We start from the raw sequence: 17,083 nt of genomic DNA on the forward strand, positions 1-17,083 counted from the left end.
CGGTGTCGGGTCAGCCCACGACGTCGAACACCGCCGCCGCGGAGGTGATGGCCTTGTCGCCGTTTCCCTCGTCGTGCAGCAGCATGCGCACACCGACGCGCCCGGGCGCACCGGCGTGGGCGGTGCCCTGCACCCGGAAGGGGCCCACCTTGCCGCGCGACATGAACATCACGTGCCAGCTGATGACCTGCACCTTCCGCGTTCCGGCGATGTCTGCGGCGAGGTCGGTCGCCGCGGTCTCGAGGACGACGTGCTGGGGCCCGATGTGCAGGGCCGCATCGGGTGACGCGAGTTCGGCGCTCAGCGCCGGCAGCACCCAGTGGCCGTCGTCGCGCTTGGCGGCGCCGAATGCCTGCCACAGCGGCGGGAGGTCGGGCGAGTCCTCGATGACCAGCTCGGTGCCCGAGACGTCCATCTTGTCCAGGCCTTCCGGCGGGGTGCCGATGATCGCGCCCTGCCCCTCGTTGAAGGCGATCACCCGCTCGGGGTTGTCGGCGTCGACGATCTTGCACCGCCCGTAGCCCATGGTGCGGCCCTGGTGCACGATGCCGGACCCGACGATCTCGATCCTGGTGACGTCGTAGCCGGGGTCGACGATCTGGACCGACGCGATGACGGGGTTGGGCACCGCGACCATGTCGGTCTGACAGCCCTCGGGTGACGAAATGGCAAGCGGCGCAACCATGATGCCGCCGGCCTCGTTGCGCATGTCGCGGCGGATCGTGACGGTGTCGTCGGTCTCGCCCAGGTTCATCGACGAGTGGTTGCGGCCGATGTAGCGGTAGCTGAGCAGGCCGGTCCAGCGGCGGTACAGCTCGTCGCGGTACGCGTCGGCGTCGTTCATCAACTCTCGGATGTCGCGAAGATGGTCGTTCAAGGTCGTTCGCCTTCCGCGGCCTTGTTCCGCCGCACCTGTTTGAAGGGCACGCCGCGGTCGGCGGCGTACTCGCGCGGAAAGTTCAGGACCCGCTCGCCGATCACGTTGCGCGCCATTTCGGTGGTGCCGCCGCCGATGCTGGCGATCTGGCGGCCCAGGTAGCGCGTGCCGATGTCGAGCAGCTGCGCGTCATCCTCGACCACGGCCGACGAGCCCGCGATCGCGTAGGCGGTGTCGGTCTCGACATTGTGGGCCTCGGCCATGTACAGCCGGATGATCGATCCCGCGGCGGGGGGCAGGGATCCATTCGCCACGGCGTGGTACACATGCTCGCTGAGTTGCCCCTGCACCGCCCGGTGGACCAGGGCCCGGCCGACCATCTCCCGGACCCGTTCGTTGTCTGCTTGGTTGGTCCTGTCGACCAGGTTCATCAGGTCGATCGAAACGTCTTCGGCCGCAGCGATTCCCGGTCCGCTGGTGTACTCCGAACCGTCGCCCATGGTGCGGCGCTCGTGGTAGAGCTGCCGCGAGGCCACCTCCCAGCCCTTGCCCGGTTCCCCGACGACGGCGTCGTCGCCGACGTCGACGTCGTCGAGAAACTCCTCGCAGAATTCGACCGATCCGTTCACCTGCCGGATGCGGTTGATGGTTATCCCGGGATGCCGAAGCGGGACGAGGAACATCGTCAGCCCGTCGTGTTTGGGCGCCTCCCAGTCGGTCCGGGCCAGGCACAGGCCGTAGTCGGCGGCGAACGCCCAGGTGCTCCACGTCTTGGCGCCGTTGATGACCCATCGCCCGTTCCGGCGCTCGGCGCGGGTGATGACGCTGGCCAGGTCCGAGCCGCCGCTGGGTTCCGACAGCAGCTGCACGAGGACCTCGTCGCCACGCAGCGCCGCTCGGATGTGGGTGCGTTTCTGTTCCTCGCTGCCCATGTCGAGGATCGTCGCGCAGCAGATGGCGAACGACGGCACGTTGAGCAGGATCGGGGTCTCATACGCCGCCGACTCGGCGTCGAACGCCTTCTTGTACTCGTAGCCCAGTCCGAGCCCGCCGTACTCGCGGGGAAAGCAGATTCCGGCGAATCCGCCGTCGTACAAGGTCTTTTGCAGCTCACGGGCGCGCTGCCAGGACGACTCTGCGTCGCGCTCGAGCAGCGCCGCCTTGACCGGGTCGAGTCGCGGCATGTTTTCGGCCAGCCAGGCCCTGGCCCGGCTCCGGAATTCTTTGACGGACTCGGCGATCACCGGCGGCGCCGATTTCGTCCCCGCGTCATCGCCGACGGCCTCCTGCTGGGTGGTTCGCTCGTGCTGAGCGACTGTACAGCACCTCGTGAAGTGCTGTACAGGGCGGCTGTCAGGACTTGTTCAGCTCCACGGCGGCACGAATGAGCGCCGTGAACGCCTTATCGTCGATCTCGTCGCCCTCGCGGAAGTCGATGGCACGTCGGGTGTTGCCGCCGAGGCTGGAGTTGAAGAGGCCGGAGGGATCGTCCAGCGAGGCGCCCTTGGCGAAGGTGACCTTCACGACGTCCTTGTAGGTCTCGCCGGTGCAGATCATCCCGTCGTCATACCAGGTAGGCACGCCCCTCCACTTCCACTCCTCGACCACGTCGGGATCGGCCTGCTTGATCAATTTCCTGATGCGGGCGAGTGTTTCGCCGCGCCAGTCACCCAGCTCCTTGATTCGGGCATCGATCAGTTGCGAGGGCGTTTCCGCCATGTTCTCGTGCCTTTCGGTTGCTTCTGGTTGGCTCCAGGAATTCTCTACCACGTCCGCCCAGCGACCCTCGGCGGCCATCGCCCTCGCCGCCATGTCGATCTCGTGTGAAGTGGGTGGGCCGCGGCGTACCGTAACTTGGTCCGCGCACCGTCAGCTAGGAGCGGTCTTGATATGGGACGAATGTATCGGGTAGCGCATGTCGGCACCGGTTACACCGGATCCATTGCCCTTCGGCATATCCTGCGGTCGCCGAGTTTGGAGTTGGTCGGCCACCTGGTGCACAGCGCCGACAAGGTAGGCCGCGACTCCGGCGAGCTGGCCGACGAGTCTGCCGTCGGGGTGATGGCCACTGACAGCGTCGAGGATTTCCTTGCGGTTGACGCCGACTGCGTCACGTACTTCGCGGCAGTATCCGGACGCGATGCCAACGAAGTCGTTGACCAATTGTGCGCGATCCTGGCGAGCGGAAAGAACGTCGTCACACCGTCATATCACCCGCTGTTTCATCCTCCATCGCTCGATGTCGCATCACGGGAAAAGCTGGACGCCGCATGCCGCCGAGGCAACAGCTCATTGTTCGCCACGGGCATTGCGCCGGGTTTCACCACCGACATCCTTGCCGTGCATGCGGCGAGCATGAGTGAGCTGCCCACACGGGTATCTATCGAAGAACGCATCCCGTGCGGTGCCTATAGAGTGCCGGGCTTCTTCGCGATGCTGGGGTTCGGTCGAACTCCCGAGCAAGACGCCCAGACGTATCCGCCCGGGGCAATGATTGGCACCGTCACTCCGCCGCTTCGACTCCTCGCCCAAGGGCTGGGCTTGACTCTTGACGCAGTCCATGAGCATCGAGACGTTGCGCTCGCCGATCGTCACTACAGCTTTGACGCAGGGGAAATTCCCGCCGGCACGATCGCCAGCGTACGAATGCGATTCGAAGGCGTGGTCGACGGCCAAGCGCGCCTGCACTTTTCATCGATCTGGTCGATGCCTGACGAAGCGTTGGAAGACTGGCCGCCCGCTATTGCTGCGGGCAGCGACACGCGGCGGCTCACCCGGATCACGGTCGACGGCAATCCACCCGTTCAGGTCGACTTCGCCCTCAACGGCGGCGAGCTACCCGGTTCGGCCGCGACAGCCGCCCGCGTGGTTAACGCGATCCCCACAGTCTGTGCCGCCAACCAGGGAATTTTGAGCGCACTCGACCTTGTCGTCGCTGCCCACGCTGCCCCGACCGAGGCTTAGCCGTGGGCCGCCGCTTCCCCGGCGACATACCGGGTCTCGAGTTCCTCGAATGCGGCGTCGATGTCGTCGGGGTCGAAAATCACAGTGCTGCGAACCAAGTCATCGCCGCTGATTTCCGTGAGCGTCAAGTGTTCGGCGGTAACGGGTAGGCTGGCATCCTCGATGTCGCGGTACGTGTCACGGGTCAGCGCGAGGCGAGATCCTCTGACGGCGACGGGCTCTGATTCCAATTTCATTCCCCTTGTCGCCTCGAACAGCGCGCGGACGAATTCCGGGCGGGCAATTCCCTCGTCACGCAGGATTCTTCGGCGATCGTCATAGCCCCCGTCGGCCGTAGCGAGAGCCAGAAGGCCGTCCACATCACGGCGATTCAGCGCGTCGACTACACGCGCACGAGCCCGAGTCGCGGCGTTCTCGAGGTGCGGTGCCGGCCGATCGAGCTCGTCGAATCGTGCCAGTGCCGCAGCGAGGTCTGCCTCGTCGAAGGTCTCAATCCGATCGATCAAATCGCCTTCGACAGTTAGGAGTCCGATTTCCCGCCACTCAGCGACAACACCGTCATTCGACGTCCCCTTGGTCGCGTGCGTGACGACCGCTCCGAGGTCGCTCAGACGATGCACAACCTCGAGGCGATTCTTGACGTCCGGCGCGACGTCCCACGTGGCGCCAATGTATGCGCTCATGTCGCCGGGCGCGAAACCTACCGCGGGCCGGTGATCGATGCTGACCCAGTCCGGCGTCGTCGGGAACATCTCGCGGCGGTTGAATGCCGTGCAAGCGTCCGCGATTACTCGCCACGTATGTGAGTGCGGCGCCGCTTCACCCGCGAGGTATCGGGCATCGAGTTCCTCGAAGGCAGCATCGATGTCATCGAGGTCGAATACAACCACCGCCGCGCACCTGCTGTTGGCGTCGGTCTCGAGGATATGGAGGACTTCGACTTCGAACGCGTCGTCGCGGCCCGAGTAGCGGCCGCGGCTCAACGAAAGGCGTTCGCCGCGGGTCGCAATCACTTCCCACGTCATGTTCGTGAACCCGAGGGCGGCGACCGCCCGCAGGTCTTCCATGTAGGCATCTCCGCCACGTCGGATGCCGACGTTCACCGTTCGTCGACGATCATCGAACATGAAATCGTCGACCAGTGATTCCGCCATGGCTTCCCAATCGCGGGCCAGGAAGCCCGCGGCCAAACGCTCGCCCACCCGGACATTCGCGTTTTCCAACCGTGGCACCTGTGGCTGCAGTTCGTCAAACCTGGCGAGCGCTGCCTCGATATCCGTGTCGTCGAACACCTCACAGCGATTGATCAGGTCGCCGTCGAACGTCATAAGGTGGATCTCCCGCCATTCGGCGTCGAATCCTTCTTGCGAGGTCCCGTATCCCGCGATAATGACGACCGCTCCAAGAGCGCTGAGTCGAGGCGCTGTCTCGATGAAGACCTTGGCATCAGGGGCAACGTCCCACGCCGCGTGGATGTAACTGATCATGTCGCCGGGTGCGAAACCTATCCCCCGGCGGTGGTCGATGCTTATCCAGTCCGGCGTCGTCGCGCTTACCACGTGCCGGTTGAATGCGGTATAGGTTTGCGCCAGGAGTGACCATATGCGCGCGTGGGCTGCCGCTTCTCCGGCGAGATACCGAGATTCGAGCTCCTCGAAAGCAGCGTCGATGTCGTCGAGGTCGAATCCGATCCGCGCGACCATCCGGTCGTCGGCGTCGATCTCGACGACGCAGAGCAGTTCGGCGGCGAACTCAAGGTTGCGATTTGAGGTGCGGATACGGGTGAGGGCCAGGCGGCTCCCGCGGGTCGCGACGACGGCCGACGTCGTGTCCTGCGAAAACTCGGCGATCGTTCGCAGGTCCGCGATATAGGCATTCCGACCGTGCCGGATTCCGGCGTTCACCGTCTTTCGGCGGTCCTCGATGTAAATGTCATTGGCTATAAGCTCCGCGGTTGCGTCCCAGTCACTGGTCGCGATGCAGCCCCAAAATTGTTGGTCCACTTGGCTTGCCGGGTTTTCCAGCCTTGGGGTTTGTGTCTGCAGCTCGTCAAAGCGGGCAAGGGCGGCGTCAAGGTCTGCCTCGTCGAAGAGCTCGCAACGGCTGATCCGATCGCCGTCGACCATCAACATGCAGACCTCACGCGACTCCGCTTGAGCGCCTTCCTGCCACGTCATATACGGCGCCTGGCTGATGACTGCGCCCAAATGGCTCAGCCGATGCACAGCCTCGACGTCGATTCGAGCTTCCGACGTGAGATCCCACCAGGCACGGATGTTCGCGGTAAACGCACCATCTTCAAGCGTGGCAAAACGCCGATGGTCAATGCTCGTCCAGTCGGGTGTCGTCGCGGGTAGTTCGCGTCGGTTGAGCGACGAGTAGGCCCGCACGATGACCGACCAAGTATGCGCGTGGGCGGCAGCTTCGCCGGCGAGGTATCGGGCGTTCAGTTCTGCGAAAGCACCGTCGATGTTGTCAAGGTCGAATGCGATGCGTGCAAGAATCCTTTGCTCCGAGTCGATCTCGATGATATCGAGCATGTGCAAGTGGAAGGCCTCAGGCCGTCGGTCGCTGCCTGTGAAGCGGGTACGGAGGAGAGCGAGCCGCTGACCGCGGGTTGCTACGACGACAGACTTTATGTTTTCGGTTCCTACGTCCGCGATCGCTCGCATGACCGCAATCTCGGCATCCCGGCCATGGCGGGTTCCGGCGTTCACGACCCGTCGGCGATCGTCGATGCAAACCTCGTCAGCCAGCATCTGTGCCATCGCGTCCCAGTCGCGGGAGGCGAAACATGCGTCGAAGCGGTCGTTCACCTGGCTCGCAATATTTCCGAGCCGAGATGCTAGAGTCTGCAATTCCTCAAATGTCGCGAGTGCGGCATCGAGGTCCGCCTCATTGAACAGTTCGCAACGATTGATTAGGTCGCCGTCACTTGCAACGAGGTTGATCATCCGCCACTCGACATCCAAGCCCTCCCGCGACTTGCCATATGCCGTATGCGTGACGACCGCTACAGAGTCGCTCAGCCGATGCACCGCCTCGATGTACATGCGGAGGTCCGGGGTGAGGTCCCACGACGCGCGGAGATATGCCGTGAGATCGGCAACGTCGATCGTCGTACGCAGCCTGTGGTCGACGATGACGTAGTCGTCGGGTGCCGTCACGAGCTGATCGTGACGGTTGAGTGCTTCGTACCCAGCCGTAACGAGTGACCACATATGCGCGTGGGCGGCTGCTTCGCCCGCGAGGTACCGAGCGTCGAGTTCCTCAAAGGCGGCGTCGATGTCGTCGGAGTCGAACACGACGACCGTCGTGATCCGTCCGTCAGCGTCGACCTCGACCATATTGAGCAACTCGGTTTGGAGCGCCGGGGAGTGAACCCGATTGAGGGTGAGGCGATCCCCGCGGGTCGCAACCGCGATCGACGTTACGTTGTCGGCGGTCCCGACCTCGGCGACGACCTTCATGTCGGCGACGATGACATTTCGGCCTTGTCTAGTCCCGGCGGTCACCACCCGGCGGCGATCCTCGGAAACAATGTCCTCGACGCACGTCTCCGCCATGCCCGCCCAATCGCGGCGCGCGAAGCACCTCCAGAAGCGCTCGTATGCCCGACTTGCCGCATTTTCCAATCGCGGTGCCCGCCGATCGAGCTCGTCGAACTTCGCAAGCGCGGCGTCGAGGTCTGCCTCATCGAAGATCTCGCTGCGGTTGAACAGGTTGCCTTCGATTGTCATCAAGTGGATTTCGCTGCCCTCCGCCTCGAAGCCCTCCTGCGAGGTGCCGCGCCACGCATGAGTCACCACCGCCCCGAGGTCACTCAACTGATGCACCGCCTCGATGCGGAAACTAAGGTTCGGAATCTGAGTGAAGGCGGCGCCGGTGTAGGCCTTGATATCGCCGGACGGGAATGTCGTCACTCGGCGGTGGTCGATGCTCACATGGTCGGCGGTCGTGGCTGGGATCTCTTGCCGGTTGAGCGCCACGTAGACGCCCGCGACGAGCAACCACGCGTGCGCGTGGGCGGCTGCTTCGCCTGCGAGGTATCGAGCGTCGAGCTCCTCAAATGCCGCGTCGATGTCGTCGATGTCGAACACGACGCGTCCCACGATCCGTCCGCCAGCGTCGATCTCGACGACGGCGAGCACCTCAGCGAGAAACCTCTCTGACTCTTGATCGCGGCGGTCCGACAAACGGACGCGACTGAGGACTACGCGCCCGCCCCGGGTCGCGATGACGTCTGAGATCACGTTTGTGATCCCGACCCCGGCGAGTGCCGAAAGTTCGGCGATCAGGGCATCTCGGCCTTGTCGGAGGCCGGCATTCACGACCCGACGACGATCGTTCGCGCGGACCTCGTCGGCCACTATCTCCGCTATCGCATCCCAGTTGCGGGCGGCAAAATCCCTCCAGAACTTCTCGTCCGCTCGGCTTGCCGCGTTCTCCAGCCGTCGTTTCTGAGAAGTGAGTTCGTCGAAGCGCGCAAGTGCGGCGTCGAGGTCTGCCTCGTCGAAAAACTCGCAGCGGTTGATCAGATTGCCATCGACTGTCCCCACGGCGATTAACCGCCACTCGGCGTCGAAGCCATCTTGTGACGTCCCGGTTCCCACGTGAGTGAATACCGCCCCGACGTCGGTCAGCCGCTGCACAGACTCGATGTAGGCCCTGCTGTTAGGCGAGTCATCCCATATGGCGTGGACGTATTCGACCAGATCTCCGGGCGCGAACGCGCTCGCTCCTCGCCGATGGTCGATATTCACGAGATCCGCCGTGGTCGGCGGCAGCTCACGCCGGTTAACCGCCGCATATCCCCCAGCGACAGCCGACCACGTCTGCGAGTAAGCAGCGGCTTCGCCGACGAGGTATCGCGCTTCGAGTTCCTCGAACGCGGCGTCGATGTCTTCGATATCGAACGTGACTGCGGCGGCAAGCCGGTTGTCGGCATTGGTCGCGATGACGTGAATGAGATCAAGGCCGAACTCTTCGGGTTCTCCATCGCTGCGCCTAAACCGGGCGCGATTGAGGACAAGGCAATCGCCACGGGTAGCAATAACGTTCGACGTCTGTGTGACGCCGAGATCGGCTGCTGCCCGGTAGTTTCGGATGAAGAGATCGCGGCCGATTTGGAGGTCAGCAGTTATCCCGCGACGACGATCGTCGCTGCTGATGTCGTCGGCTATTAGCTCCGCCATGGCGTCCCAGTCGCGGGCGGCGAATCGCTCGAGAAAGCGATCGGTCGCTTGGCTTGCCGCGTTTTTCAACCGCGGTGCCCGCCGGTCGAGCTCGTCAAATTTCTCAAGCGCGGTGTCAAGGTCTGCCGCGTCGAATAGCTCGCCACGATTAATCGCGTCGCCGTCGACCGTCAACATGTCGATCACGCGCCACTCGGCAACGAAACCCTGTTGTGAAGTGCTATGCGCCGCCATAGTGACGACCGTCCCGAGGTCGCTTAGCCGGTGCACAGCCTCGGCATAGACCCTGATGTCAGGCCCGTCGCCCAACGTGGCGTGAAGGAATGCGGCCCCTTCACCCGGCGCGAACGCTATCGCTCGCCGGTGATCCACGTTCACCCAGTCCGGCGTGAACTTGGGGAATTCATGCTTGTTCACTGCGGCGAAGGCACCCTCGATGACTGACCACGTGTGCGCATGCGGCGCCGCTTCGCCTGCAAGATATCGGGCGTCGAGCTCCGCAAACGCGGCGTCGAGATCTTCGGGATCGAACAGGACGGCCGATGTGATTCGTTCATCGGCGTACTCGACGACCTGCAGGACATCAGCTTGAACAGCGTCGGTTTCGCGGCCCGAGGCGTACCAGCGCGTGAGAACGAGGTGGTGGCCCCGGGTCGCAATGATGGTCACCGCGACATTCGTCGACAACCCGAGGTCGGCGACGACCCGCAGGTCTTCGATCGCGGCTTCTTGACCTTGTCTAACTCCGGCGTTCACTACCCGTCGACGATCGTCGCAGTAATAATCCTCGGCGAATAGGTCTTTCAAGGCGTCCCAGTCGCGTGCCGCGTAGTACGCGGCGATGCGGTCTACGAGTTCGCTTGCCGCGCTTTCCAATTGCCGTGCCCGCAGCCGAAGTTGTTCGAACCTCTCGATCGCGGCGTCGAGGTCTTCCTCGTCGAAAAACTCGCCCCTGCTTGCCATGTCGCCGTCGAACATCAGAAGATGGATCTCGCGCCACTCGGCATCGAATCCCTCCTGCGAGGTGCCATGGACGGCAACGGTGACGACAGCTCCGAAGTTCTTCAGGCGATGCACGGCCTCGACATAGACGCTGAGGTCCGGCGTGAGGTCCCACGCGGCACGGGCATACGGGACCAGATCGCCGGGCGCCATCGACCTACCCCGCCGGTGGTCGACGTTCAGGCAGTCCGGCGTGATCGGCGGTACCTCGTGCCGGTTGATTGCGGCTATACCGTTCGTGACCATCGTCCACGAATGGGAGTGGGCGGCCGCTTCGCCCGCGAGATATCGGGCGTCGAGTTCTGCGAACGCGGCGTCGAGATCTTCGGGATCGAACCAAATTGCCGATGTGACTCGTCCGTCGGCGTGCTCGATGACCTGAAGGGCCTCGACTTGAATCGCCTCGGTTTCGCGGCCTGACGTGGACGAGCGCGTGAGAACGAGGTGGTCGCCTCGGGTCGCGATGACTCTCAATGTCACGTTCGTCGAAAAGCCGACATCGGCAGCAAGCCGCAGGTCTTCGATCGCGGCGTCTCGACCTTCTCGGAGTCCGGCGTTCACTACTCGGCGACGGTCGTCGTGGTAATAGTCCTCGGCGAATAACTGCGCCAAGGCGTCCCAGTCGCGGGCCGAGAAGTATGCGACGAAACGATCTATCAGTTCGCTTGCCGCGCTTTCCAGTTGGGCTGCCGGCCGGTTGAGCTCGTTGAATCTCGCAAGCGCGACCTCGAGGTTCGTCTCGTCGAATACTTCTGTGCGGTTGACCATTTCACCTTCGACGATCAGAACGGCGACGCCCCGCCACTCGGCGTCGAAACCCTCTCGCGAGGTCTCATTCGCCGCGTACGTGATGACCGCTCCGCGGTTGTTCAGTCGATGGACCGACTCGACATATGTATGGGTGACTTGGTCGGCTTCCCGATCGGCGCGAAGGTATGCGATCAGCTCATCGGGCCCGAACGCTGTCTCACCTCGATGATCGATGTTCACCCAGTCCTGTGTGATCGGCGGTGGCTCAAGCCGGTTGACTGCACCGTACGCCCGCGTGATCACCGACCAAGTCTCCGCATAGGCGGCCGCTTCGCCCGCGACGTACCGAGCGTCGAGCTCGGCGACGGCTGCGTCGAAATCGTCGGCGTCGAACGCCACGAACGCCGCGACGCGTTCATCGGCGGTGATCTGCGCGACACCGAATATGTCACTGATGAACGCTTCGGATCCCTGACTATCGGAGAAGCCAAAGCGCATTAGGGCGAGACGCTCGCCGCGGGTCGCAATGACGGTCGAGGACACTGTGGTGCTCCAGAGGTCCGCGATCGCCCGCAGATCATCGATTGTGGCATCGCGGCCGTGTTGCATACTCGCCCCCACTACCCGACGACGGTCGTCATTCGAGAAGTCGTCGGTCAAAAGCTCCGCAATCGCGTCCCAATCGCATGCCGCGAATTGTGCGAGGAACCGGTCGGCCACCTGGCTTGCCGCGTTTTCCAGCCGCGGTGCCGGCTGGCTGAGCTCATCGAACCTCGCGAGCGCGGCGTCGAGGTCTGCCTCATCGAAGATCTCGCAGTGGTTGATCAGATCGCCCTCGATGGTCACGAGGTTGATGTCCTGCCACTCGGCGTCGAAGCCCTCTTGCGCAGTCCCATGCATCATATGAGTGACAACAGCTCCGATGTTGCTGAGCTGATGCACCGCCGCAATGTAGATCTTGGTGTCAGGCGAGTCTTCCCACGCCGCTTGGATATACGCGATCGTGTCGCCGGGCGCGAAAGCTGCTCCGCGACGGCGGTCGATGTTCACCCAATCCGGCGTGGTCGCGGGGGGCTCGCGTCTGTTGAACGCGTCATAGGCACGTCCGACGACCGACCACGTGTGCGCGTGGGCGGCCGCTTCGCCGGCGAGGTATCGGGCGTCGAGCTCCTCGAAGGCTACGTCGATGTCTTCGAGATCGAACGTCACGCTTGCATTGATCCGGTCATCGGCATCGGTCTCGATGATGTTGAGCACCTCGGCATGGAATGCTTCGGGCTCCTGGGCGTGTCCTGCGCGGAGACGCATGAGCGCAAGGTGGTCTCCGCGGGTCGCGATGACGGTGGCTGTGAGATCTCTGACACCGAGGTCGATGTTCACTCGCAGGTCGGCGATTGCAGCATCCCGGCCCTGTCGGAATCCGATATTCACGGTCCGACGGCGGTCCTCACTAACGATGTCGTCGGCCAGTATCTGGGCGATTCTGTCCCAGTCGCGGCTGGTAAAGCATGCTCGCATGAGCTCGTACGCTTGGCTTGCCTTGTTTGCCAGGCGGCGAACGGTTGGTTGCTCTGCCTCGAATCTGGCGTGCGTCGTCTCGAGTTCAGCCATCGCGGGGCCCATGTCATCGGTATCGAAGATGATCTGCCGCGCGATTCGCCCGTCTTCGTCCAGGGCATATAGAGCGAGCATTTCGTCGCGCGGTGCTCCTGGGCTCACATCGGCAGTGCTGATTTCAAGTCGGGCGAGGGCCAGGCGCTCGCCTCGGACGGCGATAACCGGGTTCCGAATTCGCAGTGCGCCATTCTTGGCTAGGCGCCTCGCTTCGCTAGACGAATAGTCGTCCCGGGTGAAGCCGCCGGTGATCTTGCGCCGACTCTCGATGAAACCCTCGGGTGCAAACAACTGCTCGAATTCGTCCCATGTCTGGCGATCGATCGCAGCCTCCCCACGCCGGATCACCCGCGCACATTCGTTTTCCAATTGCGGCTCTGGCGGCTGCTCCTCCTCCAACCGGGCCTGTGATGCGTCGAGTTCGGCAATGGCGCTGTCCATGTCGTCTATGTCGAAGAAGATCTGTAGCGCGACCCGGCCTTCGGTGTCGATGCCATGTAATTGCAGCATCTCCTCGCGCGGCGCCCCAGGGCTGGCATCGTCGGTGCCGAGCTCGATTCGAGTGAGAGCCAGGCGCTCGCCGCGAATCGCAATAACTGCGTTTCGTTGCCACGCCCAACGTTCGCGGAGATGTCTTGCAACCCGTGGCCAGTCGGCCGGTGAAACATCCTCCTGCGCGAATCCGACAATCATGCGGCGACTTTCGACGGAAACATTGGACGCGAACATATCGTTGATCTCGCCCCAGGCCTCGCGGTCGAAGGCAGCCTCCATCTGGCGGAGTACTCGGACGCACGCGTTGTCGAGCTCCTCAGTCGGCGACGCAGCGGGAGTCGGAACGGGCCGGGGTTCGCGCTCGTCGAGCAGCTGGCGCGCCTTTTCCGCAAGTGCCGCGGCGCCTTTTTGCTCGTAGAGGTCGGCCGCCCGCTCCGCGGCGGCTCGCGACCCTGCGGTGTCGCCGGCGGCATCCAACACCGTCGCCAGTGCCAGACACGCGTCACCGTGATGGACCAGCGCGTCGGTGCGCTCGGCCAGGGTCACCGCGGCTTCGGCGATCCGCCGGGCCTCCTTGTGATCGTTGCGGCGCGCCAGCAGCTGGGCCCGAAGCATGCGCCAAGCAATCGAAGGAGCCAGGGCGTGCCCCGCGAGTCGCTCACTCTCCGCACACAATTCGTCAGCCTCAGCATCCCGCCCGAGCGCAAGGCACACGCGTCCCAGCAACGCGGCCGTCTCCGCGGTGTCGGCATCGATACCCATGCGACGAAAACCGTTGTACGCCTTACGCAAATGCGGCTCGGCAGCGCCGGGATCGTCGACAACCAACTCGACTATGCCGGCGAACTGTTCGACCTCGAGCATTGCGTGGCGCAAGCCGAGCTCGGTGACCGTGCGACGTGCCGAGTCGATCATCCGCCGCGCCGCCTCCGCGCGGCCCCGGAAAGCCTCCAACACGGCCTGGCACCGCGTCGACGTGGCCTCCACCGCCGGCGAGTCCGTCGTGATCCGCAGCAGCCGCACCACGTCAAGGCACCGGCCGCCCGCGCGCGGAACAGGATTCGGCCCCCACAGCGCCGCAAGTGGCGCGCTCGCCAAAACCGCGTTCACCCGCCGGTGCTCACGCGCGCGCCGAGCGGCCGTCAAGGCGTCGTCCAGCGCGGTCTCGCAGTCGGCGACTCGTCCGAGGCGCCCCAGGCACTGGGCCCGCACGGTGTGGGCCTTCGCCTCGCCCGCGGCGTCATCTAATTCGGCCAGCTTGCTGGCCGCCGCGCCTACGGCCGCCTCGATCTCGTCCAAGCGCTCTGGGTGCGTCAGCATCGAGAGCTCGCCGTCGAAGCACGTCGCCCATGCCGCGAGACGAGCCGAATCATGCGCCGCCTCTTGCAGTTGCGAAACCGCGCCCGCCGCCGATGCCACGTCGCCCGCGGCCAGCAGCGCTTCGCAACGGGCGACCAGTAGCTCAACGATCTGGTCGTCGCGGTCGGGCAGTTCGTCGTCGAGTTCCTCGAGCGCATGCAGGGCTCGGTCGTAGAGATCGGCAGCACCTTCGTACGCGAGTCGCGCCATCGCCTGGTCCGCGGCGCGCCGGCAGTATTCAACGGCCTTGGCCGCGTTGCCCGCCCACGCACACTCGAAATAGTGGTGCGCCAGCTCCGCCAGCCGCTCGTCGTCGGCGCCAGGCTGGGTCTCCAGCGTGGCGGCAATGCGCTGGTGCAACCGCATGCGGCGCACCGACGGCAGCTCGGTCAGCAGAGACTGCCGGATTAGTGCGTGGTTGAACCGGTAGTACCCGCCGGGCTCCTCGATGATGATGCCGGCCTTGCACGCTTCGTCGAACGCGTCGACCAGGTCTTCCTCCACCACACGCTCGACGAGTTCGATCGAGAACCGGCTGCCGACCACCGCGGCGGCGGCAAGGGCCTTGTTGGTTGCGCTCGGAAGCCGAGAAAGCCTGCGGCTCACGGCTTCTCTCACGCCCTGTGGCAGGGTGCTCGGATTCCATACACCGCCGCTTTCGTCGACATGACGGAGGGCCTCGATGAGGAAGAACGGGTTGCCGCCCGTCACCGAGGCCAGTGCGCGCGCGAGTTCTTCGTCGTCGTAGCCGGCCTCGGCCACGTACGCGGTCACGGCGTCTTCGTCGAGTCCGCTGAGTTGCAGACGAGTGCCGGAGTCGGCACTGCGATGAAGGTCGGCGAGCATCGCCGCCAGTGGATGCGAGCGGTCGAGGTCGGTGCTGCGGTACGTGCCGACGATCTGCACGCGGCCGTTCTCGCCGAAGCGCAACAGATGCCGCAACAACAGCAGTGTGGGCTTGGCCGCCCAGTGCAGGTCGTCGAGTATCAGCACGATGGGCGCGCTCGCCGAGGCGACTTCGAGCAGCGCGACGACGGCGTCGAACAGCGCGTAGCGTTCGGTGTCCGGGTCGGCATGGGGCGGCGCTGCCACATCGGGCACGACATCGGTCAGCCCGGGAATCAGCGGAAGCAACGCTTCGACGCCGCGCAGCCTCCGCAGTCGGTCGGTACCGAGGCAGGGCACGAGCGCACGTAGCGCTTCCGCAAACGGCTGGTACGGCGCACCGAGGTCCTCGTCGCAACGGCCGTACAACACGACGCCACCCTGCTCGTAGGCCTGCCGCGACCATTCCCCGGCCAGGCGCGTCTTGCCGACACCCGGTTCACCTGCGATCAGCACCGCACGCACGCCTCCGTCGAGTGCGCTATTCCATGCGGATAGGAGTCGCCCCAGCTCGTCGCCTCGTCCGACGAACGGGCCAGGGCCGGTGAATACCGACGGAAGGGCAGGACGCTGCAGAGGCATGTCGACCGTTTCGACCTCTGGAACGGCGTCACCGTTTTCCGAACGGAGCTCGAAAACGTGCTCTGGGCGCGCTAGGTTCTTGAGCTGGCGCGTCCCGAGGTCGACGAGGACGACATCATCGGACAGTGAGTCGATGGCGAGCTCAGCGGTCACACCCGAGCACAGGATCTGGCCCCCCGTGGCCAGCGACCGCAGGCGCGCGGCACGGTTGACCGCCCGGCCGAAGTAATCGCCGTCGCGAAGCTCGACCTCGCCGGTGTGCAGCGCGATGCGAATGCGCAAGGGCTCGGCCAGCGCCCACGGCTCCCGAGTGATCGCGTCCTGCAGCTCGATGGCCGCAGCGGCAGCCACCGACGGCCGCTCGAAGACCGAGAACGTCGCATCACCCTCGCCGCGCGTCTTGATCAGTTTTCCTCCACGTGCCGTGACGACCTGCTCGACGAGTTCGTCATGGCGGGCGAGAGCCACAGCCATGGCCTTGTAGTCGGCTTCCCAGGCGGCCGTCGACCCCTCGATGTCGGTGAGCAAGAACGTCACGGAGCGCGTCACCGCCGACATCTGTTGTGCCACAGGGGCGTCCAGCGATGCGTCTTGCGAGACAATCGCTGCCTCCAGCCGCCGAAGGTTAGGCCCGGGGTCGACACCCAGCTCGTTGGCCAGCATCGACCGCGCCCGTTGATAAGCGCTCAGGGCGTCACCCTGCCTGCCGGCGCGATAGAGCGCGAGCATCAACTGACCCCAACGCCTTTCGCGCAGCGGCGCCTCGGCCACAGCGGCCTCCAACTCGCCGATGATCTCCGTGGCGCGACCCGCCGCGAGCAGCGCATCGGCCCGATCCTCCACCAGCGCGGCGTGCCCTTCGATCCAGCGTGTCTTCTCGGATGTCCCCCGCTGGGTGTCGGGCAGTTCCGGTACGCCGCGCCAGAGCGTCAGCGCCTCTTCGAAGTGGGCCACCGCTTGGCTGGTGTCGCCGGCGGCCGCGGCGTCACGCGCCTTCTTGGCGGCCGCTTTGTAGCGCGACGCATCAATCTCGGTCGTGTTAGCGGTCCAGCCAGATCCCTGCGTCAACACGAAACCGTCGCCCAAGGCGCGTCGAAGCGCGGAAATGTGGGTCTGCAGGGCCTTGTCGGCAGTTCGCGGCGGGTCGTTTCCCCAGATCAGCTCCACGAGCGCATCGGCGGACACCACCGCACCACCGTGCAACCCGAGCATCGTGAGGATGGCGCGCGGCTTCGCGCCCGGAATCACGACGGGCGTCCCGTCCTGTCGGACCTGGAGAGGTCCCAATACCCCCAGCTCCACCGACAAAAGCGTAGCCACGTAAATCATCGTCGGTGGGCGGTTTCAACACGCGGTCAAG

The 17,083-nt window shown here is 64.6% G+C and carries 5 protein-coding genes; 1 reads left to right on the forward strand and 4 read right to left on the reverse strand.

Annotation, left to right across the window (positions count from 1 at the left end; genetic code table 11):
- Nucleotides 1-10: 10 nt before the first annotated feature.
- The 3 genes from OQ968_RS09925 to OQ968_RS09935 form a co-directional block, all read right to left on the reverse strand.
- Nucleotides 11-877: a hypothetical protein gene (locus OQ968_RS09925; protein WP_324677170.1), complete on the reverse strand. Its 867-nt coding sequence runs from the start codon at nucleotides 875-877 to the stop codon at nucleotides 11-13.
- Nucleotides 874-2,121, reverse strand: a complete 1,248-nt coding sequence (locus OQ968_RS09930) for an acyl-CoA dehydrogenase family protein (protein ID WP_324677172.1) — start codon at nucleotides 2,119-2,121, stop codon at nucleotides 874-876. Before OQ968_RS09930 ends, OQ968_RS09925 begins: the two co-directional genes overlap by 4 nt.
- Before the next feature lie 109 nt (nucleotides 2,122-2,230).
- Complete coding sequence (locus tag OQ968_RS09935; protein WP_324677412.1) at nucleotides 2,231-2,596, reverse strand: DUF1801 domain-containing protein; 366 nt, start codon at nucleotides 2,594-2,596, stop codon at nucleotides 2,231-2,233.
- A 180-nt stretch (nucleotides 2,597-2,776) separates the two neighbouring features.
- Here OQ968_RS09935 and OQ968_RS09940 point away from each other — a divergent pair, with 180 nt between their 5' ends.
- Entirely contained in the window at nucleotides 2,777-3,841 is a 1,065-nt protein-coding gene (locus tag OQ968_RS09940) for a hypothetical protein (protein WP_324677174.1), read from the forward strand.
- On the opposite strand, the gene OQ968_RS09945 is transcribed toward OQ968_RS09940, so the two are convergent.
- On the reverse strand, nucleotides 3,838-17,025 hold the full coding sequence (locus OQ968_RS09945; RefSeq protein ID WP_324677176.1) for a nuclear transport factor 2 family protein: 13,188 nt from the start codon (nucleotides 17,023-17,025) through the stop codon (nucleotides 3,838-3,840). The two genes, OQ968_RS09940 and OQ968_RS09945, sit on opposite strands and share 4 nt — an antisense overlap.
- Between the last annotated feature and the right edge of the window lie 58 nt (nucleotides 17,026-17,083).

This window comes from Mycobacterium sp. 663a-19 (assembly GCF_035616495.1).
In the GTDB taxonomy this organism is placed as follows: Bacteria; Actinomycetota; Actinomycetes; order Mycobacteriales; family Mycobacteriaceae; genus Mycobacterium.